Source organism: Actinoplanes hulinensis (assembly GCF_019429605.1).
GTDB classification, from domain to species: Bacteria; Actinomycetota; Actinomycetes; order Mycobacteriales; family Micromonosporaceae; genus Actinoplanes; species Actinoplanes campanulatus.
In genome coordinates, this window is record NZ_JAHXZI010000014.1 from 256,089 (window position 1) to 282,680 (window position 26,592).

Annotated in this window: 25 protein-coding genes; 13 read left to right on the forward strand and 12 right to left on the reverse strand. The window is 70.9% G+C overall.

The features are described from left to right. Positions 1-14: 14 nt before the first annotated feature. Positions 15-383 carry a hypothetical protein gene (locus KZ829_RS26375; RefSeq protein WP_220146597.1) on the reverse strand — a complete coding sequence of 123 codons (369 nt, stop codon included), beginning with the start codon at positions 381-383 and terminating at the stop codon, positions 15-17. A 210-nt stretch (positions 384-593) separates the two neighbouring features. Here KZ829_RS26375 and KZ829_RS26380 point away from each other — a divergent pair, with 210 nt between their 5' ends. The 8 genes from KZ829_RS26380 to KZ829_RS26415 all read left to right on the forward strand — a co-directional run bounded on the left by KZ829_RS26380 (position 594) and on the right by KZ829_RS26415 (position 6,931). Continuing rightward, the gene (locus KZ829_RS26380; RefSeq protein WP_220146598.1) at positions 594-1,334 is read left to right on the forward strand and encodes a FadR/GntR family transcriptional regulator; all 741 of its coding nucleotides are present in this window, start codon (positions 594-596) and stop codon (positions 1,332-1,334) included. 224 nt (positions 1,335-1,558) lie between these two features. Further along, positions 1,559-2,386, forward strand: a complete 828-nt coding sequence (locus KZ829_RS26385; RefSeq protein WP_220146599.1) for a sterol desaturase family protein — start codon at positions 1,559-1,561, stop codon at positions 2,384-2,386. Beyond that, entirely contained in the window at positions 2,383-3,033 is a 651-nt protein-coding gene (locus KZ829_RS26390; protein WP_246636265.1) for a lysoplasmalogenase, read from the forward strand. Before KZ829_RS26385 ends, KZ829_RS26390 begins: the two co-directional genes overlap by 4 nt. A gap of 57 nt (positions 3,034-3,090) precedes the next feature. Beyond that, positions 3,091-3,264, forward strand: a complete 174-nt coding sequence (locus tag KZ829_RS26395; protein ID WP_220146600.1) for a hypothetical protein — start codon at positions 3,091-3,093, stop codon at positions 3,262-3,264. A gap of 98 nt (positions 3,265-3,362) precedes the next feature. Continuing rightward, a complete protein-coding gene (locus KZ829_RS26400) occupies positions 3,363-3,899 on the forward strand; it encodes a hypothetical protein (RefSeq protein WP_220146601.1) in 537 nt (178 codons plus the stop codon). Further along, complete coding sequence (locus KZ829_RS26405; protein ID WP_220146602.1) at positions 3,896-4,792, forward strand: DUF6895 family protein; 897 nt, start codon at positions 3,896-3,898, stop codon at positions 4,790-4,792. Before KZ829_RS26400 ends, KZ829_RS26405 begins: the two co-directional genes overlap by 4 nt. After that, the gene (locus KZ829_RS26410; protein ID WP_220146603.1) at positions 4,789-5,721 is read left to right on the forward strand and encodes a serine hydrolase domain-containing protein; all 933 of its coding nucleotides are present in this window, start codon (positions 4,789-4,791) and stop codon (positions 5,719-5,721) included. Before KZ829_RS26405 ends, KZ829_RS26410 begins: the two co-directional genes overlap by 4 nt. Before the next feature lie 28 nt (positions 5,722-5,749). Continuing rightward, positions 5,750-6,931: a zinc-dependent alcohol dehydrogenase gene (locus tag KZ829_RS26415; protein ID WP_220146604.1), complete on the forward strand. Its 1,182-nt coding sequence runs from the start codon at positions 5,750-5,752 to the stop codon at positions 6,929-6,931. A gap of 232 nt (positions 6,932-7,163) precedes the next feature. Here the strand turns inward: KZ829_RS26415 and KZ829_RS26420 are convergent, their stop codons facing one another. Next, complete coding sequence (locus KZ829_RS26420) at positions 7,164-8,801, reverse strand: sodium:solute symporter family protein (RefSeq protein ID WP_220146605.1); 1,638 nt, start codon at positions 8,799-8,801, stop codon at positions 7,164-7,166. Beyond that, the gene (locus tag KZ829_RS26425) at positions 8,794-9,006 is read right to left on the reverse strand and encodes a DUF3311 domain-containing protein (protein WP_220146606.1); all 213 of its coding nucleotides are present in this window, start codon (positions 9,004-9,006) and stop codon (positions 8,794-8,796) included. The genes KZ829_RS26420 and KZ829_RS26425 overlap by 8 nt, the downstream gene beginning before the upstream one ends. Positions 9,007-9,218: 212 nt before the next feature. Between KZ829_RS26425 and KZ829_RS26430 the strand changes: the two genes are divergently transcribed. Beyond that, positions 9,219-11,129: a helix-turn-helix domain-containing protein gene (locus KZ829_RS26430; RefSeq protein WP_220146607.1), complete on the forward strand. Its 1,911-nt coding sequence runs from the start codon at positions 9,219-9,221 to the stop codon at positions 11,127-11,129. Between the two features lie 99 nt (positions 11,130-11,228). Further along, positions 11,229-12,563 (forward strand): MFS transporter, encoded by a 1,335-nt coding sequence (locus tag KZ829_RS26435; protein ID WP_220146608.1) that lies wholly within the window; start codon positions 11,229-11,231, stop codon positions 12,561-12,563. A gap of 3 nt (positions 12,564-12,566) precedes the next feature. Here KZ829_RS26435 and KZ829_RS26440 read toward each other — a convergent pair whose 3' ends face one another. The 4 genes from KZ829_RS26440 to KZ829_RS26455 all read right to left on the reverse strand — a co-directional run bounded on the left by KZ829_RS26440 (position 12,567) and on the right by KZ829_RS26455 (position 16,726). Beyond that, complete coding sequence (locus KZ829_RS26440; protein ID WP_220146609.1) at positions 12,567-13,373, reverse strand: class I SAM-dependent methyltransferase; 807 nt, start codon at positions 13,371-13,373, stop codon at positions 12,567-12,569. Between the two features lie 33 nt (positions 13,374-13,406). Continuing rightward, entirely contained in the window at positions 13,407-15,059 is a 1,653-nt protein-coding gene (locus tag KZ829_RS26445) for a DEAD/DEAH box helicase (RefSeq protein ID WP_220146610.1), read from the reverse strand. Positions 15,060-15,232: 173 nt separating this feature from the next. Beyond that, complete coding sequence (locus tag KZ829_RS26450) at positions 15,233-15,685, reverse strand: MarR family winged helix-turn-helix transcriptional regulator (RefSeq protein WP_220146611.1); 453 nt, start codon at positions 15,683-15,685, stop codon at positions 15,233-15,235. A gap of 255 nt (positions 15,686-15,940) precedes the next feature. Then, positions 15,941-16,726: an ABC transporter ATP-binding protein gene (locus KZ829_RS26455; protein ID WP_246636315.1), complete on the reverse strand. Its 786-nt coding sequence runs from the start codon at positions 16,724-16,726 to the stop codon at positions 15,941-15,943. Positions 16,727-16,890: 164 nt separating this feature from the next. Between KZ829_RS26455 and KZ829_RS26460 the strand changes: the two genes are divergently transcribed. Continuing rightward, positions 16,891-18,099 carry an RNA-guided endonuclease InsQ/TnpB family protein gene (locus tag KZ829_RS26460; RefSeq protein WP_220146613.1) on the forward strand — a complete coding sequence of 403 codons (1,209 nt, stop codon included), beginning with the start codon at positions 16,891-16,893 and terminating at the stop codon, positions 18,097-18,099. Positions 18,100-18,156: 57 nt separating this feature from the next. Here the strand turns inward: KZ829_RS26460 and KZ829_RS26465 are convergent, their stop codons facing one another. From KZ829_RS26465 to KZ829_RS26475, 3 genes are read right to left on the reverse strand one after another with little or no spacing between them, the layout of a single operon-like run. Next, on the reverse strand, positions 18,157-18,906 hold the full coding sequence (locus tag KZ829_RS26465; protein ID WP_220146614.1) for an ABC transporter ATP-binding protein: 750 nt from the start codon (positions 18,904-18,906) through the stop codon (positions 18,157-18,159). Continuing rightward, a complete protein-coding gene (locus tag KZ829_RS26470) occupies positions 18,903-20,843 on the reverse strand; it encodes an ABC transporter permease (RefSeq protein WP_220146615.1) in 1,941 nt (646 codons plus the stop codon). Before KZ829_RS26470 ends, KZ829_RS26465 begins: the two co-directional genes overlap by 4 nt. Positions 20,844-20,856: 13 nt before the next feature. Next, positions 20,857-22,101 carry an ABC transporter substrate-binding protein gene (locus tag KZ829_RS26475; protein ID WP_220146616.1) on the reverse strand — a complete coding sequence of 415 codons (1,245 nt, stop codon included), beginning with the start codon at positions 22,099-22,101 and terminating at the stop codon, positions 20,857-20,859. Between the two features lie 496 nt (positions 22,102-22,597). On the opposite strand from KZ829_RS26475, the gene KZ829_RS26480 reads away from it, so the two are divergent. Continuing rightward, positions 22,598-23,818, forward strand: coding sequence for a hypothetical protein (locus tag KZ829_RS26480; RefSeq protein ID WP_220146617.1), 1,221 nt, complete (start codon positions 22,598-22,600; stop codon positions 23,816-23,818). 15 nt (positions 23,819-23,833) lie between these two features. On the opposite strand, the gene KZ829_RS26485 is transcribed toward KZ829_RS26480, so the two are convergent. Then, entirely contained in the window at positions 23,834-25,276 is a 1,443-nt protein-coding gene (locus KZ829_RS26485; RefSeq protein ID WP_220146618.1) for an MFS transporter, read from the reverse strand. Between the two features lie 97 nt (positions 25,277-25,373). Between KZ829_RS26485 and KZ829_RS26490 the strand changes: the two genes are divergently transcribed. Continuing rightward, the gene (locus KZ829_RS26490; protein WP_220146619.1) at positions 25,374-26,000 is read left to right on the forward strand and encodes a TetR/AcrR family transcriptional regulator; all 627 of its coding nucleotides are present in this window, start codon (positions 25,374-25,376) and stop codon (positions 25,998-26,000) included. A gap of 140 nt (positions 26,001-26,140) precedes the next feature. Here the strand turns inward: KZ829_RS26490 and KZ829_RS26495 are convergent, their stop codons facing one another. Next, complete coding sequence (locus KZ829_RS26495) at positions 26,141-26,533, reverse strand: TIGR03668 family PPOX class F420-dependent oxidoreductase (RefSeq protein ID WP_220146620.1); 393 nt, start codon at positions 26,531-26,533, stop codon at positions 26,141-26,143. Between the last annotated feature and the right edge of the window lie 59 nt (positions 26,534-26,592).

A 26,592-nucleotide genomic window follows, 5' to 3' on the forward strand; every position in this document is an offset into this window, starting at 1 on the left:
ACCGTCCCCGCACATCAGTGGAAGCACTGACCGCCGACGTAGGCTTCGACCTCACCCAGGCTGAGTGGCTCGGGAAGCAGATGCCGTTGCGGGATGGCCGCAGCGCGCGGGAACTCGAAGGACGTGCCGGGGCCGGCCGGATAGCGGCGTGGCGAGACTCCGGCGAATGCGCCTTTCACGCTGGCGCGGCCCAGCAGATCGCGCCATTCGGCGGCGCTGACCGAGCCCGGCGACTCGACGCCGTGGCAGGAAAGGCCCAGGCGCATGAAATCGTACGTGTCCGCGCCGTCCAGATAGCGGTGCAGCCGGTCGAGCGACGGCCGCACCGGGAACAGCGCCCAGTACGGGACGCTGCCGGTGCGCAGCGTCCACCATGGGTTCATCAGCATGAACGCCCGGCGGCTACGTCGAGCTGCCCGGCGCGCACGACTTCTGCTGGGCCGATCCGAACGGCTGGTCGGCCCCGATGCGGGCCTTCGCCGGGACCGTCGCACGAAGCGGTTGACCGCGTTTCGAGCGCCGGACCATGGCCGGGGAGGTCAACTGGTCCAACCAGTTGACGGGTTGGTGTGAGGGCGGGCACACTTCCCGGCATGACGTTCGAGCCGATCTCCCGGCAGTCCGTGTCGGATCAGGTGTTCGGGCGGCTGCGTGACGCCATCGTCAGCGGTCGCTACGCCGCCGACGAGGCACTGCCCAGTGAGCGTGAGCTGTCCGCGACGTTCGAGGTCAACCGGCATGCGGTCCGCGAGGCACTGCGGCGGTTGCAGCAGCTCGGGCTGGTGCAGGTGAGTCAGGGCGGGGCGACCCGGGTGCTGGACTGGCGGGCCACCGCGGGTCTCGACCTGACGATGGCGCTCGCCGGCGCCGAGGACGTGCTGCCTGTCGCCACCCTCGAACGGGATGTTCTGGAGATGCGTGCCTGCATCGGCGCCGACGCCGCCCGGCTGTGCGCCGAGCGTGCCGAACCCGGGGCGCGGGCGGCGATCACCGAAGCCGTCGACCGGTATGCGGCGGCGATCCCCGATCTGGCCAGGATGGGAGAGGCCGACCTGGCGCTGTGGCGGCGGATCATCGAGGGCTCCGGGAACATCGCCTACCTGCTCGCCTTCAACAGCCTCACCGCCGGGGCGCTCGCGGTCGGTCATGTGCCCGCTCCCCGGCGTACCGCTGAGCTCCTGGACGTGGCCGCCCACCGTAGGTTGTCCGGTCAGATCGCCCGGGGCGACGCGGCCGGCGCGCAGCGCACGGCCCGTGAGCTGCTCGCGCTGACCGCGATCGGCGCGACCGCCGCCCACGACGAAGCCGGTGAGACCACTTCCGAACGCGGCTGACGACAGGCGGCGCCGGTCGCGCCCACGACGAAGCCGACAGGCCACCCGAGGCGAGGCGGCGCCCACCCGCGGAGGAACGGCTGCGGCGTCCGTGAACGCCGTGCGGAAACGAAGACGAGACCGTGTGACCGCCTTGGCGGAGACGCGGCGATGACCCCTGTTCTGGTCGGGGCGGTGACCACCGAAGGCCGCCCCGGCTCCCCACAGATTGGACAAGCCCCGGAATGATTCCCGCCGTCCTCTACGCCGTTCCGGCGTTCCTGTTACTGATAGTCATGGAGGTCCTGTCGTACCGGTTCCTGCCGGACGACGAGGAACGCGGCTACGAGGCCCGTGACACCGCCACCAGCCTGTCCATGGGCGTGGGCAGCCAGATCGTCGGCGTGCCGTGGAAGCTGTTCACCGCGGTGCTGTTCGCCGGGCTCTACGTGCTCAGCCCGTTCAAACTGGACCCGCACGACTGGTGGGTGTGGGTGCTGCTGTTCTTCGCCGACGACTTCGCCTACTACTGGTTCCACCGGCTGCACCACGAGGTGCGGCTGCTCTGGGCCGGGCACGTGGTGCACCATTCCAGCCAGTACTTCAACTTCTCCACGGCGCTGCGGCAGAGCTGGACGCCGATGACCTCGCTGCCGTTCTGGCTGGGGCTGGCGGCCCTCGGATTCCCGCCCTGGATGATCTTCCTTCAGCAGTCGATCAGCCTGGCCTACCAGTTCTTCCTGCACACCGAGCGGATCGAGCGGCTGCCCCGGCCGATCGAGTGGTTCTTCAACACCCCGTCGCACCACCGGGTGCACCACGGCAACAACGACCCCTACCTGGACCGCAACTACGGCGGCATCCTGATCGTCTGGGACCGGCTGTTCCGCAGTTTCGAGCCGGAGGGGGAGCGGGTCAGCTACGGCCTGACGACCAACCTCCAGACGTTCAACCCGCTCAGGGTCGCCACCCATGAGTACGCGGCGATCTGGCGGGACGTGCGGGCCGCGACGAGCTGGCGCCACCGAGCCGGGTTCCTGTTCGGCCGCCCGGGCTGGCAGCCGGCGGCATGAGCACGATGACGGCGCGGCGCCTGGACCTGCCGCTCACCCTGTTCGCCGTCGCGGCGGCGGTTGAACTCGTCGCGGTCGCGGCGGACGTCACCGCCCTGCAATGGGTGGCGAAACCGCTGCTGGCGCCGCTTCTCATCGCGCACCTGCGCAGGCCGGGCCCGATCACGCCGGCGCTGGTCTTCGCCACCGCCGGGGACATCGCGCTGCTCATCCCGGGGCAGACCGCGTTCCTGATCGGAATGCTGTTCTTCCTCGGTACGCAGATCACTCTGATCGTGGCGTTTCTGCGCCGGTCGCGGCCACCGGTCGCGGCGATGATCGGGTACGGGGTGGTCTGGGCGGGCGCGAACGTTCTGTTGTGGAGCAGGCTGGGCGCTCTGCGCGTACCGGTGATGATCTACAGCCTGGCGCTGACCGCGATGGCGGCGGCAGCGGCAGGGGTCTCCCGGCGGGTCGCCGCCGGTGGCGCCTGCTTCCTGGTCTCGGACGCGCTGATCGGCCTCGGCGTGGCCGGGTTCGAGCCGCCGGGCCACGGCGTGCTGGTGATGGCGACATACATGGCGGCCCTCTACCTGATCGCCACCGGCTGCGATGGGCGCGAGTCCGCTGGAGTCGGGCACGATATGAATAGATTTACGGCGGCTTGAGCTGATTGATCTAATAGGGTGATTCGCGGAGTTGAACCTCCTCGAAAGGAGTGCACGATGAGCACCCACACCCTGACCAGGGCGAACGAGACCGTCGATCGGGTGGCGGTGACCGAGCTGTCGCGGCGGCCCGAGGCTCCGGTGAGCGGCGCCCCGACCGGCCCGACGATGAACGTCGAGCAAACGATGATCGTCCTGTTGTCGGCGCCGCGGCCGAAGAGGGCCCGCTGACCGCCGGCTACGAGCAGGCGGTCAACGAGTTGGCGACCCGTGTCGTGGACGGACTCGCATCCGGCCACGACACGGGTTCGCCCGCAAAGTTCGTGGCCGTGTGCCCGTCCCGTTCCCGCGCGCTCGCCGCGATCCGCATACTCGGCGCCGACACCATGGCCGGCGCCACGCTGCCGGGCCCGGACGACCGCGCGATCCTCGCCGAGGCCGTCGGCACGTTCGCGCAGCCGGGCCCGGATCCGGTGACCGACTGGCAGGAGTGGGCGATGCACCGCGCCGCGGGCGTCGCCCACCGGATTCCGGCCGGCCTGCCGTTTCACGCGGGCGACTCCTGGAAGACCTTCGCCGGTGCGCTCGTGGCGCTCTCCGCCCTGGCCACGCCGACACTCGACGGTCCGCTGCACGACGCGGTCCGGCGCCAGCCCGCGGACATCGCCCGAGGGGCGGCGCGAGCGACGATTCGGCGCGATCATCCGACCGCGGCCGCGCTCACCCGCTGGCTGGTCCTCCTTCAGTGGTACGGCGTACGCGTGCCGCTGGACACCGGCCTCCTGCTCGACCACCTCCGGTTGCTGGGCGGCACCGATGCCCGGACCGCCCTCGACGTGGCCGTTTGCGATCGGATGCTGCGATGACCGCCACCGTGGCCGCCCACCGGCTGGCGGAGTCTGCCACCAGCTGGCTGAGCGGCGGAATCCACCATCTGCGCCTGGATCCGGACGACGACGAGACGTACAAGTCCCTCGGCGAGACGGCGCTGGCCGCGGCGATCATCCTGCGTGAAGGGGTGGCCGGAGCGGGCCAGCAGCAGGCCGCCCACGGTCTGCTCGAGCACGCCTGGTGGGAACTCGGCCGCGGCGACGTGCTCTACGCCCGCCAGGCCGGGAACCCGGCATCCATCGACCCGCTGGAGATCTACGCCCATTTCGCCCGGGCCGGTCTACGGCATCCGGCCCTCGAGGAACTGCTGCGGTATCTACGGCGGACACGACCCGAGCACACGAGGGAACTGCTGCCGAACCGGCGCCTCGCGGTGGCGAACGCCGCCCGGGCCATCGGCCTGGAGCCGTCCGCCGACATGACGGCACTCGCGGCGCGAACCTGGCTGGGTACGGCCACCGCGCCATGGCTCGTCGACACCGCAACCGTCTACTCCATGACTCACACGGTCTTCCATCTCACCGACTGGGGCGCGGACCCCGGCGGCCTCACCCCGGAGATGGTCGGCTACCTGGAACTCTGGCTGCCGGTGTGGCTCGACGTGTGGACCGAGATCGCCGAGTGGGACCTGGTCGGCGAGCTGCTGATCGTCGACGCCTGCCTGCCCGCGCCGGTGTGCCCACCGGAGGCCTGGAACGGGCTGGCCGAGGTGCAGCGCCCCGACGGTCGTCTGCCACGCGACGCCGTGCCCGGCCCGGACGAGCCCGGCGAGGCCTTCCTGCACGACCACCACCCGACGGTGGTCGCCGCGGTCGCCGGCACTCTCGGCCTGTCCCGCCGCCTGCACGCGCCGGCCGTCGTCGCATGATCGGCCTCCCGGCCGGGGCCACCGCGCTCAGCACGGTCACCGTCCGCGACGGTCGGGCTTCCTTCACCCATCGGGGTACGGGACACGTGCACATCCGGTACGAGATCGGATCGATCACCAAGACCCTGACCGTGCTGCTGCTCTGCGACCTGGCCGCCGCCGGCCTGGTGACCCTCGACGACCCGGTGAACCGCTACCTGCCGCCACCGGCCCGCCTACCCGGACCGCACGGTCCCGAGGTGACCCTGCGCCAGCTGGCCGCGCACACCTCCGGCCTTCCCCGAGTGCCCCGCGACCTCTACCTGCGCGCGCTGCCCACCCTGCTGTCCGCCCCGTACGCCCGCTATCCCGGGAGGCTGCTGCTGAGAGCGGCCGGCCGGTGCCGGATCCGCCACGCGCCGGGCGGCCGGACCGGATACTCGACGTTCGGCATCGGGCTGCTCGGCGAAGCCCTGTCCCGGGCGGCCGGCACCGGCTGGGCGGACCTGATCGCGGCCCGCGTCACCGTTCCGTTGGGGATGGCCGACACCGGCTGCGAACAGTGCCCGGAGCGGGACGCCACCGGGCACAGCGTGCGCGGGCGGGTCCGGCCGCCGCTGCGCATTCCCGGCCTGGCGCCCGCCGGCGCCCTGCGCAGCACGGTCGCCGACCTGGGCCGTTACCTGACCGCGTGGCTGGATCCGGACGGCTCGCCGCTGGCGGCCGCCGTGCGCCTGGCCACCACCGCCGGGATCGGCTGGGAACGCGACGGCGACCTGCGCTGGCATTCCGGCGGGACTCCGGGCTTCACCGCCCTCGCCGGGTTCTGTCCGCCCCGGCGTACCGCCTTCGCGGCGCTGACCGACGCCACCCCCGGCCGCGACAGCATCGTGACGCCGGCCTTCGCGATGCTGGAGGGGACGGCGGACGCCGACCTCGAACGTGGTTGATCGCGATGTGAGCGGGCATGCATCGACCATGCGAGCTTTGACATGGCAGGGCACCGGCAGGGTCTCGGTGGAGACGGTGCCCGATCCCCGGATCCAGGAACCGACCGACGCCGTCGTGCGCATCACCTCGACCGCCATCTGCGGCTCCGACCTGCACCTGTACGACGTGCTCGGCATGTACATCGACAAGGGCGACATCCTCGGGCACGAGCCGATGGGCGTCGTCGAGGCGGTCGGCGCCGACGTCACCCACATCAGGCCGGGCGACCGCGTGGTCGTCCCGTTCAACATCTCCTGCGGGCACTGCTGGATGTGCACCCGCGGCTGGTACGCCCAGTGCGAGACCACCCAGGTCACCGGCCAGGGCAAGGGCGCCGCCCTGTTCGGCTACACCCGCCTGTACGGCCAGGTGCCCGGCGGCCAGGCCGAGTACCTGCGTGTCCCGCAGGCCCAGTTCGGCCCGATCAAGGTCCCCGACGGCCATCCCGACGAGCGTTTCCTGTTCCTTTCCGACGTGCTGACCACCTCGTGGCAGGCGGCCAAGTACGCCGACATCCGCCCGGGCGACACGGTTCTGGTCACCGGCCTCGGCCCGATCGGCCAGATGAGCGCCCGCATCGCCCGGCACCTCGGGGCCGAGCGGGTGATCGCCTCCGACAACGTGCCGGAGCGGCTCGCGATGGCCCGTAGGCACGGCGTCGAGGCCCTCGACACCGGCGACACCGACGTGGCCGAAGCGGTGCGCGAGCTGACGCGCGGCCGCGGCGCGGACAGCGTGATCGAGGCGGTCGGCATGGAGGCGCACGGCTCCCCGATCCAGGCGGCCGCCGTGAAAGCGGCCGGGATGCTGCCCGATCCGCTGGCCCGCAAGGCGGTCGAGAAGGCCGGCATCGACCGAATGGCGGCGCTCACGACGGCCTTCGAGGCGGTACGCCGGGCCGGAACCGTCTCGATCATCGGCGTGTACGGCGGCAACGCCGACCCGATCCCGATGCTGGACCTGTTCGACAAGGGCGTCACGCTGCGGATGGGACAGGCGCACGTGAAGCGCTGGGTCGACGACCTGATGCCGCTGCTCACCGGTGACGAGGATCCGTTGGGTGTGGACGATCTGGTCACCCACCGGCTGCCGCTGGAGGAGGCGCCGCACGCGTACGAGATCTTCAAGAAGAAGCAGGACGGCTGCATCAAGGTGGTCCTCAAGCCCTGATCACCGGTCGAATGTGGACGGCGGGTGAATTCGGGCCGCCGGGGTGGTGAAAGGCCTGGCCGATCACCACCCCGGCCTGCGAGCCTGACCGTTCGTGTCCCTGGATTTCCAGTCAGCCGTCGCCATCCTCAGCGTCGTCGTGCCGCTCGGGGCGTTCGTGTGGGAGTTCGCGATCGTCCGCCGCAAGCGGCTCGGCCGTCGCGTACAGATGGACACCCTGCTCACCGCCGGCCTACCTGACGCCCTCCCGCTGCCGCCCCGGGTGCTCGTCGGCCCGCGGCAGGCCGTCGATCAGTTGGTCGAGGCGCTGGAGGTACGGGTCGCCGGCGTCGGCCAGGTAGTCGTCCGGCCGGGTCTGGTCGACGCCGGGCGGCACCTTGGCGGCCCGCAGGACCAGCGTGACCACGACGGTGACCGCCAGGTTCACCACCAGCGCCACGATGCCGATGTAGATGCTGCGGCCGTCACCCAGTGACCAGCTGGAGCCGCCGAAGTGTTCCGCCACGGTCCGGCCGGTGCCGTCGAGCCTCGGGGTCAGGTAGAGCATCACGACGCCGACGGCCAGCCCGGTAACCAGGCCGCTGATCAGGGCGGCGCGGTGGAACCAGTGGGTCATCAGCCCGAGGAACACGGTCGGGATGGTCTGGAGGATGACGACGCCGCCGATCAGTTGCAGGTCCACCGAGAAGGTCGGGTCGACGGCGAGGATCAGGGCGGCCGCACCGAACTTGACGATCAGCGACACCCACCGGCTGACCTTCGCCTCGGTCTCCTGGGAAGCGTTCGGGCGCAGGTAGGGGCGGTAGAGGCTGCGGGTGAAGGTGGTCGCCGCGGCGATCGACATGACGGACGCCGGGATCAGGGCGGCGACGCTCAGGGCGGCGTACGCGATCCCCGCCGACCAGGGCGGGAAGAACTCGTGGATCATCTGCGGCACCACGGTGTTCAGATCGCCGTCGGCCGGCCGGACGCCGCGGGACAGGGCGAAGAACCCGAGCATCGCCATGATCCCCAGAGCCATGCAGTAGACCGGCAGGGCCGCGGCGTTGCGGCGGATCGTCGCCCGGTCCTTGGCCGCCAGCATGCCGAGCAGCGCGTGCGGGTACGCGAAGATCGCCAGCACCGAGCCGATGATCAGGGTGAGGAACCCGAGGTGGCCGGTGTCCGGCAGCAGCAGCCCGTCGGCCGGGTTCGGGGTGGCCGCGAACCGGGTGGCGGCGCCGTCGAAGGCGCTGTCCCAGCCGCCGTACATGGCGACCATCAGCACGGCGGTCAGCAGCATCCAGGCGAGCAGCACGTCCTTGACGATGGACAGCAGCGCCGGGGCGCGCAGCCCGGACCGGAACGTGCAGATCGACACCACGGTCACGGCGGCCAGCAGCGGCCACTCCCCGCCGAACCCGACCGTGCGCAGCACCGCTTGCAACGACACCAGCTGTACGGCGACGTACGGGATGGTGGCGAGAATGCCGGTGACCGCGACCAGCGCGCCGAGGCCGGGCGAGCCGAACCGGGCGGTGGCGAACTCGCTGTGGGTGAGAAAGCCGTGCCGCCGGGCCACCGACCAGGCCTTCGTCGTGAAGATGAAGGTGAACGGGGTGGTGATGACGGCGAACGGGACGGCGAAGTAGCCGATCGCGCCGACGCCGTAGGTGAGCGCCGGCACGGCGATGAACGTGTACGCGCTGTACATGCTGCCGCCGAGCAGGAACCAGATGGTCCAGTTGCCGAACGCGCGGCCACCGACGCCCCACTCCTCGAGGGTGTGCGGGTTGTCCGGGGCGCGCCAGCGGGCCGCGCCGAAGCCGGCCAGCACGACGACGGCCATCAGGGCGACGAAGACGCCGACCTCGATGGTCCGGTCACTCATGGTCGTCCTCGCGGGTGACCAGGTGGACGAAGGTGATGACCACCATGGCGAGCAGGGCGCAGGCGAACTGGTACCAGAAGAAGAACGGGACACCGGCCACTCGGGGCTCGATGCGGTTGGCATATGGGGTGAGCAGTGGCGCGGCCGTCGGAACTATCAGCAGCCACCGCCAGTGGCGGGAGCGAGAGCGGGTTGGTGCGGGCATCGATATGTCTCCTGGCGTCGTGGCGCGTCAAGATCAACAATTTGCACTTGGTGTGCCGAAACCGTGGCACCCGTTCTACTCGTGGAGATCCAAATAAGAAAGGCCAAATACGAGACGGTTGCCGGTTATGTAGGCCGCCTCCACCAGGTCCCATCACTGCATGTAGCCGCAGCACATACCGGGATCGGCCGGCTGCCTCTAAGGTGTCGCCCATGCCGCACGGATGGGAATACCTCGATCTGCTCGCGCGTGAGGCCGCGGTCGTCGAGTTCGAACGGCCGCTGGTCGCCGCCCGCACCGCCGGGTTGTCCGCGGCCGAACTCGCCGACCTCGAACAGGCCAAGACCATGGCCCTACGGGTACGGGCGCTGCTGGAACGCCGCCGGCGGCGCGAGGAGGAACTGTCCGCCCTCTACGAGACGGCCGGGGACCTGGCCGGCCTGCGCGACGTCGACGCCGTGCTGCGGGCCATCGTGCACCGGGCCCGGACACTGCTCAACGTCGACGTGTCCTACATGACCCTCAACGACCCGGAACGCGGGGACACGTACATGCGGGTCACCGACGGCTCGGTGGCGGCCAGCTTTCAACGACTGCGGCTGCCGCACGGCTACGGTCTCGGCGGGCTCGTGGCGCTGACCGGAACCCCGTACGCCACCGCCAACTACGCCACCGACGAACGTTTCCAGCACACGACCGAGATCGATCAGGGAGTCGGCGAGGAGGGCCTGGTCGCGATCCTCGGCGTACCGATGCGGCTCGGATCGACCGTGATCGGCGTGCTGCTGGCCGCCAACCGCACCGAACGGCCGTTCGCCCGCGAGGAGGTCGCGCTGCTGCTCTCCCTGGCCGCGCACGCCGCGGTCGCGCTCGACACCGCCCGCCTGCTCAGCGAGACACAGACCGCCCTGGCCGAACTGTCCGCCGCCAACGCCGTCATCCAGGCACACAGCGAGTCGGTGGAACGGGCCGCCGCCGCACACGAGCGGATGACCTCGGTCGTGCTGCGCGGCGGCGGGGTCGGCGACGTCGCCGCCGACCTGGTCGACGTCCTGCACGGAGCACTGCTCGTGATCGACGCCGAAGGCCGGCCGCTGGCCACCGCCACCAGCCCCGGCTGCGCCACCCTGGACGGGCCCGGCGACGCCACGGTGGGCGAGGCCGTGGCCGCCTCCCGCGGCGAGGGACGCAGCGTGCGCCGCGGCGAGCTGATCATCGCGGCGGTCGTCGCCGGCGCCGACAATCTCGGCGCCCTCGTCTTCCGGCCCGACCGAACGCTGTCCGAGATGGACCAGCGCATCCTGGAACGCGCCGCCCAGGTGACCGCCCTGCTGCTGCTCTTCCGGCGCACCGTCGCCGACGCCGAGGCACAGGTCCGCGGCGACCTGCTCGACGACCTGATCAGCCGCCCGGTCCGCGACCCGGCCGCCGCCCGCTCCCGCGCCGCCCGGCTCGGCCTCGACCTGGACGCACCCTTCGTCCTGGTGGCCGCTGGCGACGGCACCGGAGACGGCCCCGGCCAGCGCGCCACCTCCTGGGCCCGGACCTTCGCCGCCGCCCGGCACGGGCTCGCCCTCACCCGCGACGACCGGGTGGCGCTACTGCTACCCGGCGACGACCCGGCGGACATCGCCCGGCAGGTCGCCCGCGAACTCGGCCGGGCCCTCGGCCACGCGGTCACGGCAGGCGGCGCCGGACCGTCCCGCGGCGCCGCCGCCGTCGCCCCCGCCTACCGGGAGGCCGGCCGCTGCCTGAGCGCGCTGGTCACCCTCGGCCGCGCCGGCGCCGGAGCGGGCACCGCCGAACTCGGCTACGTCGGCCTGCTGCTCGGCGACCGCCGCGACGTCACCGGCTTCGTGACCGCCCTCGCCGGACCGGTGATCGACTACGACGCCCGCCGGGGCACCGCCCTGATCCGCACCCTGGAGGCCTGGTTCGACGCCGGCGGCGCCCTCGGCCGGGCCGCCGAAACCCTGCACGTGCACGTCAACACGGTCACCCAGCGCCTGGAACGGGTCGCCCAACTGCTCGGCGAGAACTGGGACGAACCCCGCCGCGTCCTCGACCTGCAACTGGCCCTACGGCTGCACCGGCTGCGCGGCCCACTCGAGCCGGTGGACTGACCACACCGGCACGCACCTCAATATGTGGATCCGATCCATGGGTTACCGACCCCGGAAGACCTACGGTCGGCGATACCCCGCTGGAGAAAGGACCACCCCATGCCCACCACCGCAGCGGCGCGGGCCGGAACCGACCGTGCCCCCATCGTCAAGGTCGTCTTCGCATCCCTGGTCGGCACCGCCGTCGAGTGGTACGACTTCTTCCTCTACGGCTCGGCGGCCGCCCTCGTCTTCGGCGCCCTGTTCTTCCCGTCGTCCGACCCGGTCACCGGCACCCTGCTGTCCTTCGGCACCTACGCGCTCGGCTTCGTCGCCCGGCCCCTCGGCGGCATCGTCTTCGGCCACTTCGGCGACCGGGTCGGCCGCAAGAAGATGCTCGTCGTCTCACTGTTCGTGATGGGACTGGCGACCGTGGCGATCGGCCTGCTGCCGACGTACGCCTCGATCGGTGTCGCCGCCCCGATCCTGCTGCTCGCATGCCGTCTCGCGCAGGGTTTCGCCGTAGGCGGCGAATGGGGCGGCGCCGTGCTGATGGCCGCCGAACACGGCGACGACGCCCGCCGCGGATTCTGGTCCTCCTGGCCGCAGGCCGGCGTCGCCCTCGGAAACCTGCTCGCCACCGGCATCCTGTGGGTGCTCGCCCTGGTCCAGTCGGACGAGGCGTTCAAGGCGTGGGGCTGGCGCATCCCGTTCCTGCTCAGCGCGGTCCTCGTGCTGGTCGGCCTGTGGGTGCGGCTCAGCGTCGAGGAGTCCCCGGTCTTCAAGCAGGCACAGGCGAAGCTCGGCGACCGGACCCACCAGCCGCTGCTCGAAGTGATCCGCCGCTACCCGCGCGAGGTCCTCATCGCGATGGGCATGCGGCTGGCCGAGAACATCGGCTACTACCTGGTCACCGTCATCTCCATCACCTACCTGACGACGTACGCCGGAAGCGCCGCCGACAAGAGCATGATCCTTTCCGCCCTGCTCATCGGCTCGGGTGTGCAGTTCTTCGTCATCCCCCTGGTCGGCGCCCTCTCCGACCGGGTCGGCCGCCGCCCCCTCTACCTGATCGGCGCCGTCGGCCTCGCCGTCTGGATGTACGTCTTCTTCGGCCTGATCGGCAGCCGCGACTCCGGGAAGATCGCGATCGCCGTCGTGGTCGGCCTCCTCCTGCACACCCTCATGTACGCCCCGCAGGCCGCCTTCTTCTCCGAACTGTTCGGCACCTCGGTCCGCTACACCGGCGCGTCCGTCGGCTACCAGCTCGCCTCGATCCTGGCCGGCGCCCTCGCACCGATCATCGCGCTCAAACTGCTCGGCGACGTCGACCAGCCGAACACCACGGCCGTGGCCGTCTACATGACGATCGCGTCGGTGCTCACCATCGTGGCGGTCCTGGCCGCCCGCGAGACCGCCCGGACGTCACTGAACCACGACCGCACCCTCGACTGACCCTCAGCCGGCCGCCGTGGCCGTGACCAGGTACGCGGCGGCCCGCACCCACACCCCGCCGGCACGCTGCCGGGCGGCGAACTCCCGCTCCATCGCGGCGCGGATCCGCCCGGCCCGGTCGTCACCGGCGAGCAGCTCACGAACCTGGGTGGTGCCGGTCGCGTACGCCAGCACGTCGGCCGCATCGGCACCCAGCCGCGCCGGCTCATCGACCGGCCGCACCCGCACCGCACCGAAGCCCGCACCGGTGAGAATCGCGGCGATCCGCTCCGGGTCGGACAACGGGTCGCCGCCCACGTCGGCGAGCTCGTACCCGTACCCCTGAAAGACCCGCAACGGGATCGCGAAGACCTCGTTCGCCAGGGGATCCTGCCAGCTCAGGAAGGCCAGGCGGCCGCCCGGCCGCAAAGCGGCCCGGAGGTTGCCGAAGGCCGCCACCGGGTCGTCGAAGAACAGCACACCGAAACTGCTGACGACGACGTCGAAACCGGCCGGTGGCAGCGGATGGACCTGCGCGTCGCCACGCACGAAACGAACCCCGGCGACCTCGCGGCGGGCCACCGCCAGCAGCGGTTCGGACACGTCCAGGCCGACCACCGTGCCGTCCGGACCGGCCGACCCGGCCAGCGCCCGCGCCGTGTCGCCGCAGCCGCAACCCACGTCCAGGACCCGGTCGCCGGGCGCGACGGCCGCCGCGTCCAGCAGACGCGGGATCAGCCGCTCCCGGACGGCGGCGTGCCGGGCCCGTTCGGCCAGCCACCGCCGGGCCGTCTCGCCGTTCCAGCGCTCGATCTCGTGCTCGTTGGCCACCCCGCCACCATGGCAGGCGCCGGCCACCTGATTTCAGCGGGCGAACCGCTCCCGGCGGACCGTCGGGCGCCGGCCCCGGATGGTGGCCCGCTGCATCGCCGCGATCACCCGGTCCGCGGTCTGCTCCGGCACCTCCACCAGCGAGAACCGGTCGGTGATCTGAATCGCGCCGATGTCCCGGGAATTCAGCCCGGCCTCACCGGCGATCGCCCCGACCAGATCCTGCGGACGAACCCCCGCCCGGCGGCCGACCCCGAAGAACAACCGGGCCACCTTTCCGCCGGGCGCCCGGTTGTCGCGGGCCGGCGCCTTACGACCCTCCGGCGGCAGCGACGGCGTCGGGATCTCGTCCTCGTCACGGTCGCCGCCCGCCGCCTCGTGCAGCAGCTTCACCGCGGCCAGCGCGATGTTCTCGACGTCGAACTCGTCGGTCAGTGAATCCAGCACCACCCGGAACCGCTCCAGGTCGTCGGTCTCCAGGCTGGCCTGCAACGCCGTACGCGTCACCTCCAGCCGCCGCGCCCGCAGATCGGTGACCGTCGGGAGTTTCTCCAGAGTGATCCGCTGCCCGGTGAGCCGCTCGATCGCCTTGAGCATCCGCTGCTCACGCGGCTCCGCGAAGGTGATCGCGCAACCCTCCCGCCCGGCGCGCCCCACCCGGCCGATCCGGTGCACATAGGCCTCAGGCGCCACCGGCACGTTGAAGTTGATCACGTGGGTCAGCTGTTCCACGTCCAGCCCGCGCGCCGCCACATCCGTCGCCACCAGCAACTCGGTGCTGCCGCCACGCAGCCGGCCCATCACCCGGTCCCGCTGGTCCTGGCTCATGCCGCCGTGCAGCGCCTCCGCCCGGTAGCCGCGCCCGTTCAGCGTCTCGGTGACCTGGTCGACCTCCTCCCGGGTCCGGCAGAAGACGATCGCCGCCGTCGGCGTCTCCACATCCAGGATCCGTCCCAGCGCGGCCGCCCGGTGCGCCCGCGCCACGACATAGGCGCTCTGCCGGACCAGCGGCAGCTCACCGGGCTCGACCGCCTTGCGGCCCATCGTGATCCGCGTCGGATTCCGCAGATGACGGCGGGCGATCCCGTCGATGCGGGGCGGCATCGTCGCGGAGAACAACACCGTCTGGCGGGACTCCGGCGTCTCGGCCAGGATCGCCTCGATGTCCTCGGCGAACCCCATGTCGAGCATCTCGTCGGCCTCGTCCAGCACGACGGTCCGGATGTCGCCCAGCTTCAGCGTCCCCCGCTCGATGTGGTCCAGCACCCGCCCCGGCGTGCCGACGACCACGTCCACCCCACGGTTCAGCACCTGCAACTGGCGGCCGATGGGCTGTCCGCCGTACACCGGCAACACCCGGACACCCAGGTCACGGCCGTACCGGTGGACCGCCTGCGACACCTGCTCAGCCAGCTCCCGGGTCGGCACCAGCACCAGCGCCGACGGCCCGGCGTCCCGCCCGGCGGGCACCAGCCCCTGCAACAGCGGCAGCGCGAAGGCGGCGGTCTTACCCGTGCCGGTCGCGGCCTGCCCGACCAGGTCGTCCCCGGCGATCAACGGCGGGATCGCCCCCTGCTGGATCGGTGTCGGTTCCTCATAGCCCAGATTGGTCAACGCACGGAGCAGTTCCGCCCGCAACCCCAGTCCGGCGAAACCCTCTTCGGACTCAGACGGATCACGTTCCATGCCTGAACCCTATTCCAGACCAAACCCCGACTCATCGGTACGGGGTGAAGCGGCCCCAGCACCGTCTTCAGCTATATGGGTGCCGCGCCCGCCGGGCTCGGATCGGGGGCCGGGCAGGCCCCGCCGGTCGCCGCCACCGGTGTCTGCCGCCGGTCCCGGCCGCACGCGGCTGTCTACACGGTCTGGCTGCGCAGGGCCCGGACCAGCCCGGTGAACTCGGGCAGCCGCTCGGCGTCGTGCATCGCCTGGCGCAGTTCCTGATCGTGGATCGGGCGGGCTTCCGCCAGCAGTTTGAGGCCGGCCTCCGTCACCTCGGTGAAGATCCCCCTGCGGTCGTTCTCGCACAGGTAGCGGCTCAGCAGGCCCTGCTCCTCCAGCCGGGCGACCAGCCGTGTGGTGGCGCTCTGACTGAGCACGACCGCGGCGGCGAGCTGCTGCATCCGCATGTGCCAGCGCTCCTGGCGTGACAGCAGTTCGAGGACCGAATACTCCACGACGCTGAGCCGGTGTGCGGCCTGCAGAGCGCGCTCGAGCCGTTGCTCGATCCGGTCGTGCAGCCCGGCGAGCGCGCGCCAGCTCTGCGCGCACCCGACGGCGTCGTCCATGCCCTGTTCCGGAGCGGCCATGCCGCCACACTACACCGCTGGAGCGGGTATACAGCGATTGCAATACGGCGCGTGTGCAAGTAGTTTTGGTTCGGCTCACCTGGTGAAGAGAGGACTTCTGATGCAGGAACTCCCCATGATTCCGCTGGTCAAGGGTGCGAACACGCGGCTCATGCGTTCGGCGCTGCCGTGCAGTCCCACGGTGCGGTACCAGCCGCCCGGCCGTCTGCGGTTGCTCGCTGCCCGGGTGCTGCACCGGCTCGCCGCGCGTTTGGCTCAGGAACTTCCGGTACAGCCCGGCGGGGTCGCCTGCACCTCGAACTGAGCGACGCCGGACTGGCCGCTGTCAGGCGGGCTGCTGTCGTGTGTGGAGGAGGCGCCGAAGTAGGCCTCGGCGACGGCGTTGCGGTCGGCGCGCAGTTCGGCCGCCGGGCCGGTCAGCACGATGCGGCCGTGGTGCAGGACGACGGCGCGGTCGGCGATCGACAGGGCGAGATCGATGTGCTGCTCCACGAGCAGGACGCCGACGGCGAACCGGTCGGCCAGCGCCCGGATGCTGGGCAGCAGGGCCTGGACCGCGACCGGCGCCAGGCCCATGCTCATCTCGTCGATCAGCAGCACCCGCGGCCGGTGCACGAGCGCCTTGGCGATGGCGAGCATCTGCTGTTCGCCGCCGGACAGCTGGCCGCACCGGCGTCCCATCAGCTCACGCAGTGCGGGGAACAGGTCGAGGACGTCGTCCAGGCTGTCGCCGCGGCGCCGCCGGGCGAGGGTCAGGTTCTCGCGGACCGTCAGGCTGTGGAACACGCCCCTCGTGTCGGGCACCAGGACCAGGCCGGCGCGCGCGTTCTGCTCCAGCCGTCTGCGCAGCGGCCGGCCGAACGCGGCGACCGTACCGGTCATCGGCGTGAGAATGCCGGCCGCGGTCCGTAACGTGGTGGTCTTGCCGGCGCCGTTGGGGCCGAGCATCGCCACGATCTCACCGGAGGCGACGCTCAGGCCGATGTCGCGCACGGCGGGGATGCCGGCATAGCCGGCGGTGACGGCGTCCAGCCGCAGCATCTCGGTCACCGGGATACCGCCAGGATGCCCCGTCCTTCAGGGCGGGGAGGAATGGCGGCTCCGTCAGGAGTGGCCCGGCGTAGCCGGGACGGTCTGAGGACGTAGTCCGGAAGCGGGACCACCGGGACTTTACCCATGACTATCCTTTGTGTAGGGTTTCGAACATGCGTACGGCGTACAAATGTCGGGCATACCCGACCCCCGACCAGGCTGCGGTGTTCAACCGCACCTTCGGGTGTGTACGCCTGGTCTGGAACAAGACCCTCGCCGCACGGCACGCCGCGTTCTTCCAGCACGGCGAGAGGACGTCGTATCAGCAGACCGACGCGGCGCTGACCGCCTGGAAGAAGACCGACGACCTCGCCTTCCTGGCCGAGGTCTCCAGCGTGCCGTTGCAGCAGACCCTGCGGCACCAGCACACCGCGTTCGGTCACTTCTTCGCCCAACGCGCCCGCTACCCCCGGTTCAAATCCCGCACCGGCAAACAGTCCGCGCACTACACCCGCTCCGCGTTCCGGATCAAGAACGGCGCGTTGCACGTCGCGAAAACCGACGGCCCTTTGGCGGTGGCCTGGTCCTGGCCGGACGTCAACCTGGCCACCTTGGACCCGACTATGGTGATCGTCTCCCGGGAACCGGACGGCCGCTGGTATGCGACCTTCGCTGTAGACGTCGACCAGCCGGACCCGCTGCCCGCCACCGGCCATCAAATCGGTATCGACCTCGGCCTCAAAGACTTCGCGGTGACCTCCGACGGCGACCGGATCGCTAACCCCCGCCATCTCGAACGCAAGGCCCGTAACCTGGCCCGCTACCAGCGGCGGATGGCCCGCAAGCAGCGCGGGTCGGGCAACCGACGCAAAGCCAAGGTCAGGGTGGCGGTCGCGCATCGCAAGGTCCGTAACGCTCGCCGCGACTTCCTGCACCAGACCAGCACCACACTGATCGAACAAGCTGACACCATCGTGATCGAGGACCTCGCCGTGGCGAACATGGTCCGTAACCGGCGGCTGGCCCGGGTCATCTCCGATGTCGGCTGGGCCGAGTTCCGCAGCCTGCTGGCATACAAGGCCGTCCGCGCCGGCCGGCGTCTGATTGTCATCGACCGCTGGTATCCCAGTTCGAAGACCTGCTCCTGCTGTGGGCACCTGCTGCCCGAGCTGGACCTCGGGACACGCCATTGGACGTGTCCGGCCTGCCGCACCCGACACGATCGGGACATCAACGCGGCCAAGAACATTCTTGCGGCTGGACGAGCCGTAGCCGGAGAACCCTCCGGCAATGCCTGTGGAGCTGATGTCAGACGGCAAGGGTCCTCCCTTCCGCGATCGGCTGTGAAGCAGGAAACTCCCACCGCGAGGTGCCCGGCGTAAGCCGGATCGGCCGTAAGGCCGAAGGGAATCCCCCTTCCTTACAGGAGGGGGAGGAAGTCAAGGCACGAGTTCCGATCCGAGGTACGCGGTCCGCACCGCGGGATCGGCGAGGACCTCGCCGGGCGTCCCGGCCGCGATGACCGTCCCGTAGTCCAGCACGTACACCCGGTCGCAGATCGCGGCCACCAGCGTCATGTCGTGGTCGATGAGCAGCACCGCCCGGCCCGTTGCGGCGACCGCCCGGACGTGTGTGCCGAATTCGGCGCTCTCGTCGGTGTCGAGCCCGGCGGCCGGCTCGTCGAGCAGGATCACGCGGGTCGCTCCGGCCAGGGCCCGGGCCACTCCGACGATCTTCTGCCGGCCGAGGCTCAGCTCGCCCGGCCAGCGGTCGGCGACCGGCAGCAAACCGAACGTCTCCAGTACGGCGTCGACGTCGTCGCCGGGTTCGGAGCGGCCGATCAGGTCGTTGCAGAGGTTGCGCAGCGGTCCCCGGCCGCCCGCGACGGCGACGTTCTGCCGGACCGTCAGATCGGTGAACAGCTCGCCGGCCTGCCAGGTCCGGGCCAGGCCGGCGCGCCGGCGCTGATGCGGGGCGAGCCGGTCGACGCGCCGTCCGGCCACGCTGACCGTGCCGCGGGACGGGGTGAAACCGGTGACGGCGTCGACGAAGGTGGTCTTGCCGGCGCCGTTGGGGCCGATCAGCCCGACCACCTCTCCCGCCCCGGTGTGCAGGTCGATGTCGGTGTTGGCCCGGACGCCGCCGTAGTGGACGGTCAGCCCTTCGGTGGCCAGCAGTGGTGGGTTCACAGGACGACCTTTCGAGGGGTACGGCGGTGCACCAGTCCGCTGGTTCCCCCGGCGATGCCGACGGGGTTGAGCACGGCGGTCAGGACCAGGGCGCAGGCCGCGATCAGCGTGTAGTAGTGGCCGAGGCCGAGCGTCGTGTTGAGCAGTGTGTAGAGGACCCCGAGCGGGGCGATCAGTCCGGCGATGAGCGCGCCGCTGACCCGGGTGATGCCGCCGACGTACGCCATGCACAGGACGCTGAGCCCGACGATGACGTTGAATGATTCGACCGACAGCTGGGAGCGGCTGTAGCCGATGAGGCATCCGCCGACGCCGGCGAGGAAGGCCGACAGCGCGAATCCGGCGAGTTTGACCCGGGCCACGTCGATGCCGACGCCGGCCGCGGCGCGTTCGTTGGAGCGGACCGCCAGGAACGACTGACCGGTGGAGCCGGCCAGCAGGCGTACCACGGCCATGGCGAGCACGCCGACGGTGATGACGACGGTCGCGGCGAACGCCGACGTGGTCAGGTCGGTGCCGTCGCGTACCGCGAGGTCCCAGCCGAACAGGGTGGGCCCGTTGATGAGGTTGCCCTCGAAGGGGGTCAGTGCCGGGTTGGCGAAGGCGGCCTGCTGTACGGCGACCGCGCCGGCCAGGGTCACCACCGCCAGTTGTGCGCCGCGGACTCGCAGTGCGGGCAGGCCGACGAGCACGCCGACCAGCGTCGCGACACCGGCCGAGAGCAGCACCGACAGCGGGAACGGCACGTTCCAGGCCATCGTGGCGCGGGACAGGACGAAGCCGCCGGTGCCGGCGAAGGCCATCGAGGCGAGCGAGATCTGTCCCAGGTAGCCGGTGAGGACCACCAGGGACAGGGCGATGAGGGCCATGATGATCGAGGTGACGACGCCGAACCGCCAGCTGCCCGAGGTCAGGCCGATGGCGAGGGTGGCGGCCGCCACCAGCGGCGCGGCCGCCCGCCACGGCCGGCCGGGCAGCGTGACGGCCGGCATCCGGACCGTGCCGAGCGCGCCCCGGGCCGGGATGCCGCGGCCCAGCACGACCAGCGCGACGACCACGATGACGAACGGCACGGCGTCGCCGAGGCCGGCCTGGGCCCAGACCGGCCAGCCGTCGGAGGTGCTCAGCAGCAGGAGGATCGACTGGAGGACGCCGATGGCCACCCCGGCCACGCAGGCCACCATGATCGAGGTGAGGCGGGCCAGCAGGGCGGCGGCCAGGCCGGGCAGGACGTAGAACATGTAGCCGATCGGGTCGAGGCCGAGCGTCGGCGCGGCGAGGACGGCCACCAGCGATGTCGCCGCTCCGGTCAGCAGCCACATGGCGCCGGCCAGCCGGTCCGGGGACAGGCCGGTGAGCCGGGCGGCGAGTTCGTCCTCCGCGCCGGCCCGGGTCGCCACTCCCCACCGGGTGAACCGGAAGTAGGCCGACAGCGCCACGGCCACTGTCAGGACCGTGGCCAGCAGGATCAGATCGCTGACGTTGATCACCGTGCCGGCCACCGACAGGGTCCGCTCGGTGAGCAGCGGCGGGGCGAGTACCCCGTCGGTGGAGAACCGCAGTGGCACGAGCGAGGCGATCGCCAGCATCAGGCCGACCGACGCGACCACCTGCGCCAGTGGCGGCGCGGTGCGCAGCGGCCGGAACACCAGCAGGTGTGCGGCGAACGCCAGCCCGGTCACGCTCAGCACGCCGAGGGCGACGGCGGGCCATGCCGGCAGTGGCTGTGGTCCGAGCACGACGGAGCCGACCGGCAGCACCAGTGTTGCGCTGTCGCGCAGTTCGGCCACCACCCACACGCCCCACAGGGCCAGTGATCCCTGGGCGAAGTTGAGGACTCCGGTGGCGGCGTGCAGGGAGACGATGGACGCGGCGATCACGGCGTACACCGCTCCGCCGGCGAAGCCGAGCGTGATGAACAGCAGGACCTGATCCATGGTCCGGGGCCCTCTACACCGCTCCGGGAATGGCGGCCAGAACCTGGGGGACCGGTGTGATCCAGGTGTCGGTGACGGGTTTGACGGAGCCGTCGGACTGCACGCCGAACAGCAGCATCTGCGTGGTGCAGTTTGGTGAGGTGGGGCTGCCGCAGGTGAGGTCGGGGCCGAGGAAGCTGGGGAAGGCCTTGAGCGCCTTGAGGGTCTTGAGCACTCCCGGGCCGGTCAGGTCGGTCTCGGTCGCGGTCGACATGGCCTTCGCGAAGGTGACGAAGAGCGAGAACTCGCCGAACGCGTAGTAGCCGGGGGTGCCGTCGGGAACGGCCGCGATGTACCGCTGGGCGAGCGCGAGGTCGCTCTGCACCTGCGGCGGCGCGTATGGCGAGGCGGCGGGCAGCCAGTTCGACGAGTAGAGCGCGCCGCCGGCCGCCTGTTCCGGGGCCCCCTTGATGTAGTCGGTGCACGCGGCGGTGAAGATCGTGCCCTGGTAGCGCAGTTGCCGCAGTGCCTTGACCAGCGCGGTGCAGACCGCCTCGCTCGGCGCCGCGACGAGCCCGCCCACGTCCGGGTTGTCCTGGGCGATCGCGGAGGCCACCGCGGTGAAGTTCGGGTTGGTGGGGGAGTAGTAGATGCCCTTGGCGTCGATGCCGAGTGTCTGGGCCAGCACCGGCAGCAGTTTGTCGATGGTCTGGTGCGACGACGGGGTGTCGACGAGCGCCAGCGTGACCGACTTCTTGCCCGCGCTCTGGAACGCCTGGAGGGCCCCGACCAGGAAGGATGCCTGCGGCGCGGCGAAGAACACCCGGTTCTCGGCCTTGGCGCCGGTCACCGAGTCGAACGGGATCATGCCGACGAGCGGGATCTGTGCCGCGGTGAGCGCGGGCAGGGCCGCGCTGGAGGACAGGTTGTAGCCGTCCATGACGGCCACCACCTTCTTCTCGACGAACGTGTTGGCGCAGGACTGGGCCCGTTCCGGGGTGGTGTCGGTGTCGCACGACACGAGTTCGATCGGATGGCCGTGGATGCCGCCGAACTCGCCGTTGAGATAGGACAGCGCCGCCTGGGCTCCGGTGTCGGCGCCGGGCTGGGGGACCGGTCCGCCGGACGGATTGAGGAAGCCCACCCGGATCGGTGGCCTGGTCAGGGTGGAGGTGGCGGCCGGGCCGGCCGGGGCCGCGGCGTTGCCGCAGCCGGCGGCGGGCAGCAGGGCGACCGCGAACAGGGCCAGGGTACGGAGGACAACCCGATGTCTGTGCATGGCTCTCTCATTTCGAAGCGATGTCCGGCCCGGCGACGTGCCGGTGAACGGGCCGTCGGGCAGGGGCCGGCGGAGACGTCGCCGTGTTCGGCGTGCGGCGGGAGCCCATGGCGGCGCACCGCCGGACCGGTCTGCTGCCGGTCGGGCGGTACCGGAGGAGCGTGGGGCGCAACGGCCCGCGGCCGGACTTGTGGGCGGCGTCGCGGTGCTTCATGGCACTGTAAATCAGCAATAACTTATTGGGAAGGCTGCGACCTCAGTCGATGGTTGAGACGCGTTTTCGGCGTACCCGAAAGTCGGCATACTTCCTGATAGGAGGGGATGGAAAGGGATGGTCGTCAAAGGAGGGTGGTCGATGTAGGGAGGTGTTCGATGCCGAGAATGTCTGTTAACAAGAGGGGCCTCGCGGCGCGCGGCGACCTATCGGGCAACCGACACCACGTCAACCCGTTGTGGTGCTTCCGGCGCGCAGCGTAGTGGGCCGAGGATGGGAGTCATGACATTCCAGCGAGGATTCGCCGTCGACAGTGTCCTGTTGACGGAAATGAAGGTCGCCGACCAGCGTGGTGTCGAGATCGCGGAGCCGCCGTCCGGAGCGGACGAGGTGTTCGTCGATTCCGGATGCCTGGTCGAGGTCGACGACTCGTTCCGCGACAGGTACTACGCGATGGTCCGGATCATCTTCTCGCCGAACGTCTACCGGGTCGGCAAGGTCCCGCACGAGTCGCTGACCGATGTACGGGCCGCGTACGCCAGGAAGCGCATCATCGCGATCGACCGGCAGAACGAACTCGACGTCCTTTCCGAAGCGGCGAACGGCTGGGCGGAACGGAAAGTGCGGATGAGCTGGACGGACAACTGCCCTTCCGGCCTGGCTCTCGACCAGAAGGTCACCGTGGTCGAGGGCGGTCCGAGCTCGTTCACCGTCAGCACGGACGGCGGTCACCGTGTCGTCGTTGCGTACGCCGACTTCTCGCTCTCCGATATCACCTTCGAGCGCTCCGAGGCCGAGATCGAGGAGCGCGACACCCGGCTCGAGTCTCGCCGGAGTCTCGAGCTGATGAGTGCCGTCGACGCGTTCAAGATCCTTTCCCGGGTGGCGGTTGTCGCCCGGCACCTCGGCGATCCGGCGATGGTGGACCTGAAAGTCGCGGAGACGTCCGCCGCGTTCGAGTCCGCATGCGTTCGGTACCTGTCCCGGTCACCGCAGTTCCGGAACCGGCCGCAGGTCGCAGCCGTGACGGCCCAACTGGTCAACGGGTTCACCGACCGGGTAGGCGACCGGTTCGCCATCTGGCTGCGACCGGGTGCGCAGGGCGTCGGCACCGAGGTTCACGAGGCCCTGCACACCGCCGGCGCCGCGGGCTTCGACCAGCGGGCCACGAACTTCCTCAGCGAAGGGATCGTCGAGTACCTGACCCGAAAGGCCGTCGGTACGGATTTCGACCGGTCCGGCCGCTACGACTTCGAGGTCGAATTCGTCGACGACCTCATCCAGCTGGGTGCGACCACGGAAGCCGATCTCGTGGCGCTGTATTTCACCGCCGACTGGACGGCGTTCGACGCACGGCTGCGTGCCTACGCCGGCGACCTCGTCGGCATCGACGAACTGTGGGCACAGGCCGAGGGCGGGCACCACGGCGCCGCAATCGAGTACCTTCGGCAACTCGCCACGGACAAGGAGGCCCCGATCACGGATCACCTCGCCGGATCCTGACCGGGGCCGGCGGGATCAGCGAGGGGCCGGGGCGCCGAGGACGTCGTCGGCCTCCACTTCGGGCGTGGTGAGGTGTGGTTGTCCCGTGCGGGGCAGGAGCCAGCCGACGGTGGCGGCGGCGATCACGGCGAGGACGGCGCCGACCGCGAAGACGGTCACGAATTGTGCTTCGCGGGGCAGCGGCAGCGGGCCGGGGACCGGGTTGCGGGTCATCATGGTGACCACGAACGCGGTGCCCAGTGACATGCCGACCGAGCGGGCGATCGAGTTCACGCTGTTGGCGATGCCGGTCTCGGCGGGTTCGACGTGGGCGATCAGCAGCGCGGGCAGGGCGGCGTACCCGAAGGTGACCGCGGTGTTGACGACGAGCGCTCCGAGGACGACCTGCCAGGCGGCCGAGTGCAGCACCGTGAGCATGGCGAAGCCGGCGCCGGCCAGCGCAGCCGCGATCACCAGCGTCGCCTTGGCGCCGAAGCGGGCGACCAGCCGGCCGCCGAGCGGTGCGGTGATGACGCCGCTGGCCGTGCCGGGCAGCAGGTAGACGAGGCTGGCGGCGAGCACGGAGGCGCCGAAGCCGTAGCCGGCGACCGCGGGCGGGGTCTGGACCAGCGCGGAGACGGCCAGGAAGACGGCGAACATCGAGAAGCCGAAGAACAGGCCGGCCGCGTTGGCCACCACGATCGGGCGGTGGCTGAGCATCCGCGTGCTGACCAGCGGGTGGGTGACCCGTCGCTCGAACAGCACGAACGCGGTCAGCACCACGACGGCGGCGGTCAGCAGGCCGAGCACCCGGGCGGAGCCCCAGCCCCAGCCGTTGCCCTCCTCCAGCGGCAGGAGCAGCAGCACCAGGCCGAGCCCGAGCAGGGCGGCGCCCGCCCAGTCGAGGGTGCCGGTGGCGGCGCCCGGGCGGTGGGGCAGCAGCCACGCCCCGGCGAGGCCGATCGCGGTCATCACGGTGGCCAGCCAGAACAGCTGGTGGTAGTCGCCGCCGTGGCGCATCAGCAGTCCAGTGACGACCAGGCCGAACCCGGCGCCGACCGAGAGCATCCCGCTGACCAGGGCCATGGCGCCGGTCAGGCGGTGCGGCGGCAGCTCCTCCCGGAGCATGCCGATGGCGAGGGGGAAGAGCCCGAAGCTGGCCGCCTGGGCGACCCGGCCGGCGAGCAGCAGGGGAAGGCTGGAGGTGGTGGCGGCGAGCACCGAGCCGAGCAGCACCACGGTCAGCACCCCGAGCATCACCGGGCGGCGGCCGTAGAGGTCGCCGAGCCGGCCGAGCATCGGGGTGAGCACCGCCGCGGCGAGCAGGTTGGCGGTGACCACCCAGCTGGCGGCGCTGGTCGAGACGCCCAGGTCGGCTCGGATGTTGGCGACGACCGGGACGACCAGGGTCTGCAGAGCGGCGACGAGGAGTACGACGTAGCAGGCGACGGGCAGGGCCAGGCGCGTTGGTGTGGGCATGGACCGAACGTAGACCCGTCGGCAAGGATTTTCAACGCCGTGTCAAAAACTAGAGATGCAGCGTCAATTACATTTGATGGGCTGTAGAGTGGTCGCCGTGCCAGCCATCAAGAGCCGCCGTGGCCCCACGAAGGGCGACCAGCGAGAGCGGGCCCTGGTCGACGCCGCCCGAGCGGTCTTCCGGGACAAGGCGATCAGCCAGGTCACGATCGACGAGCTGGCCGGGGCGGCCGGCATCACCCGCTCCGGGTTCTACTTCTACTTCGAGTCCAAGCAGGCGCTGCTCGCCGCGGTCGTCGACCAGGGGATCGCCGAGGCCAACCTGGAGATCGCCGAGTGGCTCGACTCCGACGGGCTCGACCGCGGCGCGCTGCGCCGGGGCCTGGCCGCCGGGCTGGACCGGTGGAAGATCGACGGACGCTGGCTGAGTGAGGCGTTCATCGCCCCCGACCCAGGGCCCGACGTGGCGCAGGTTCGCGACCGGCTGGTCGACCAGGGCTGCACGATGTTCAGCAAGCGCATCGAGCGCGACGCCCGCGCCGGCCTGACCGTCGGCGGCCCACCCGACCTGCTCGCCAGGATGGCGGTGCACCTGCGCAGCGCGATGTTCGCCGACGTCTACGCCAACCCCGGCGCCTTCGACGAGGACGACCTGCTCGACACCCTCACCGACGCGATCCTGCGCCTGGTCTACGGCGTGAGCCCGGGCGACGCCCCGCACTGAACCACGGCTGTCCGAGAACGCACAGGACAGCGGCTTCTGGGCTTGCGAGCCGGTGGCAGCACCGAGACCCGCGCCGTGATGTGGGTTCGCGGCTGACCACGACGGCCGGAGAACCTCTCTGGTCGAGGTCCGTGTTCCGGTCAGGGGCGCCAGGCTGACCAGCGGGTGACGGTGATCTCCAGGAACGGGCCGGGCGGTGGGGTGTCGCGGTACTGAGGATAGCGGGCGGTCAGCGCGGCCAGGCCGGCGGGACAGGAGTCGAGGATGCGGGCGGTGCCGTCGGCGCGCACCCACCACAGGGCCGACCAGTCGTCGTCGTAGTGGTCGGCGAGCACGCACACGCGCGGGTTCGCCGCGATGTCGGCGAGCCGGCGCAGGTGGCGGGTGCGTTTGGGTTTGGCGTCGACCGCGGTGTGGATGAGGTCGCCGGTGACCGCGAAGACGATCGGGACCAGGTGGGGGACACCGTCGGCGCCGGCCGTGGCGAGCCGGGCCACCCGCGCGGACGCGAACAGTTCGGCGGCGGACTCCATGGCCTGATCCTAGGTCGCGGGGGCTCTCAGCCCTCAAAAATGTCACACGTGTGTTATTT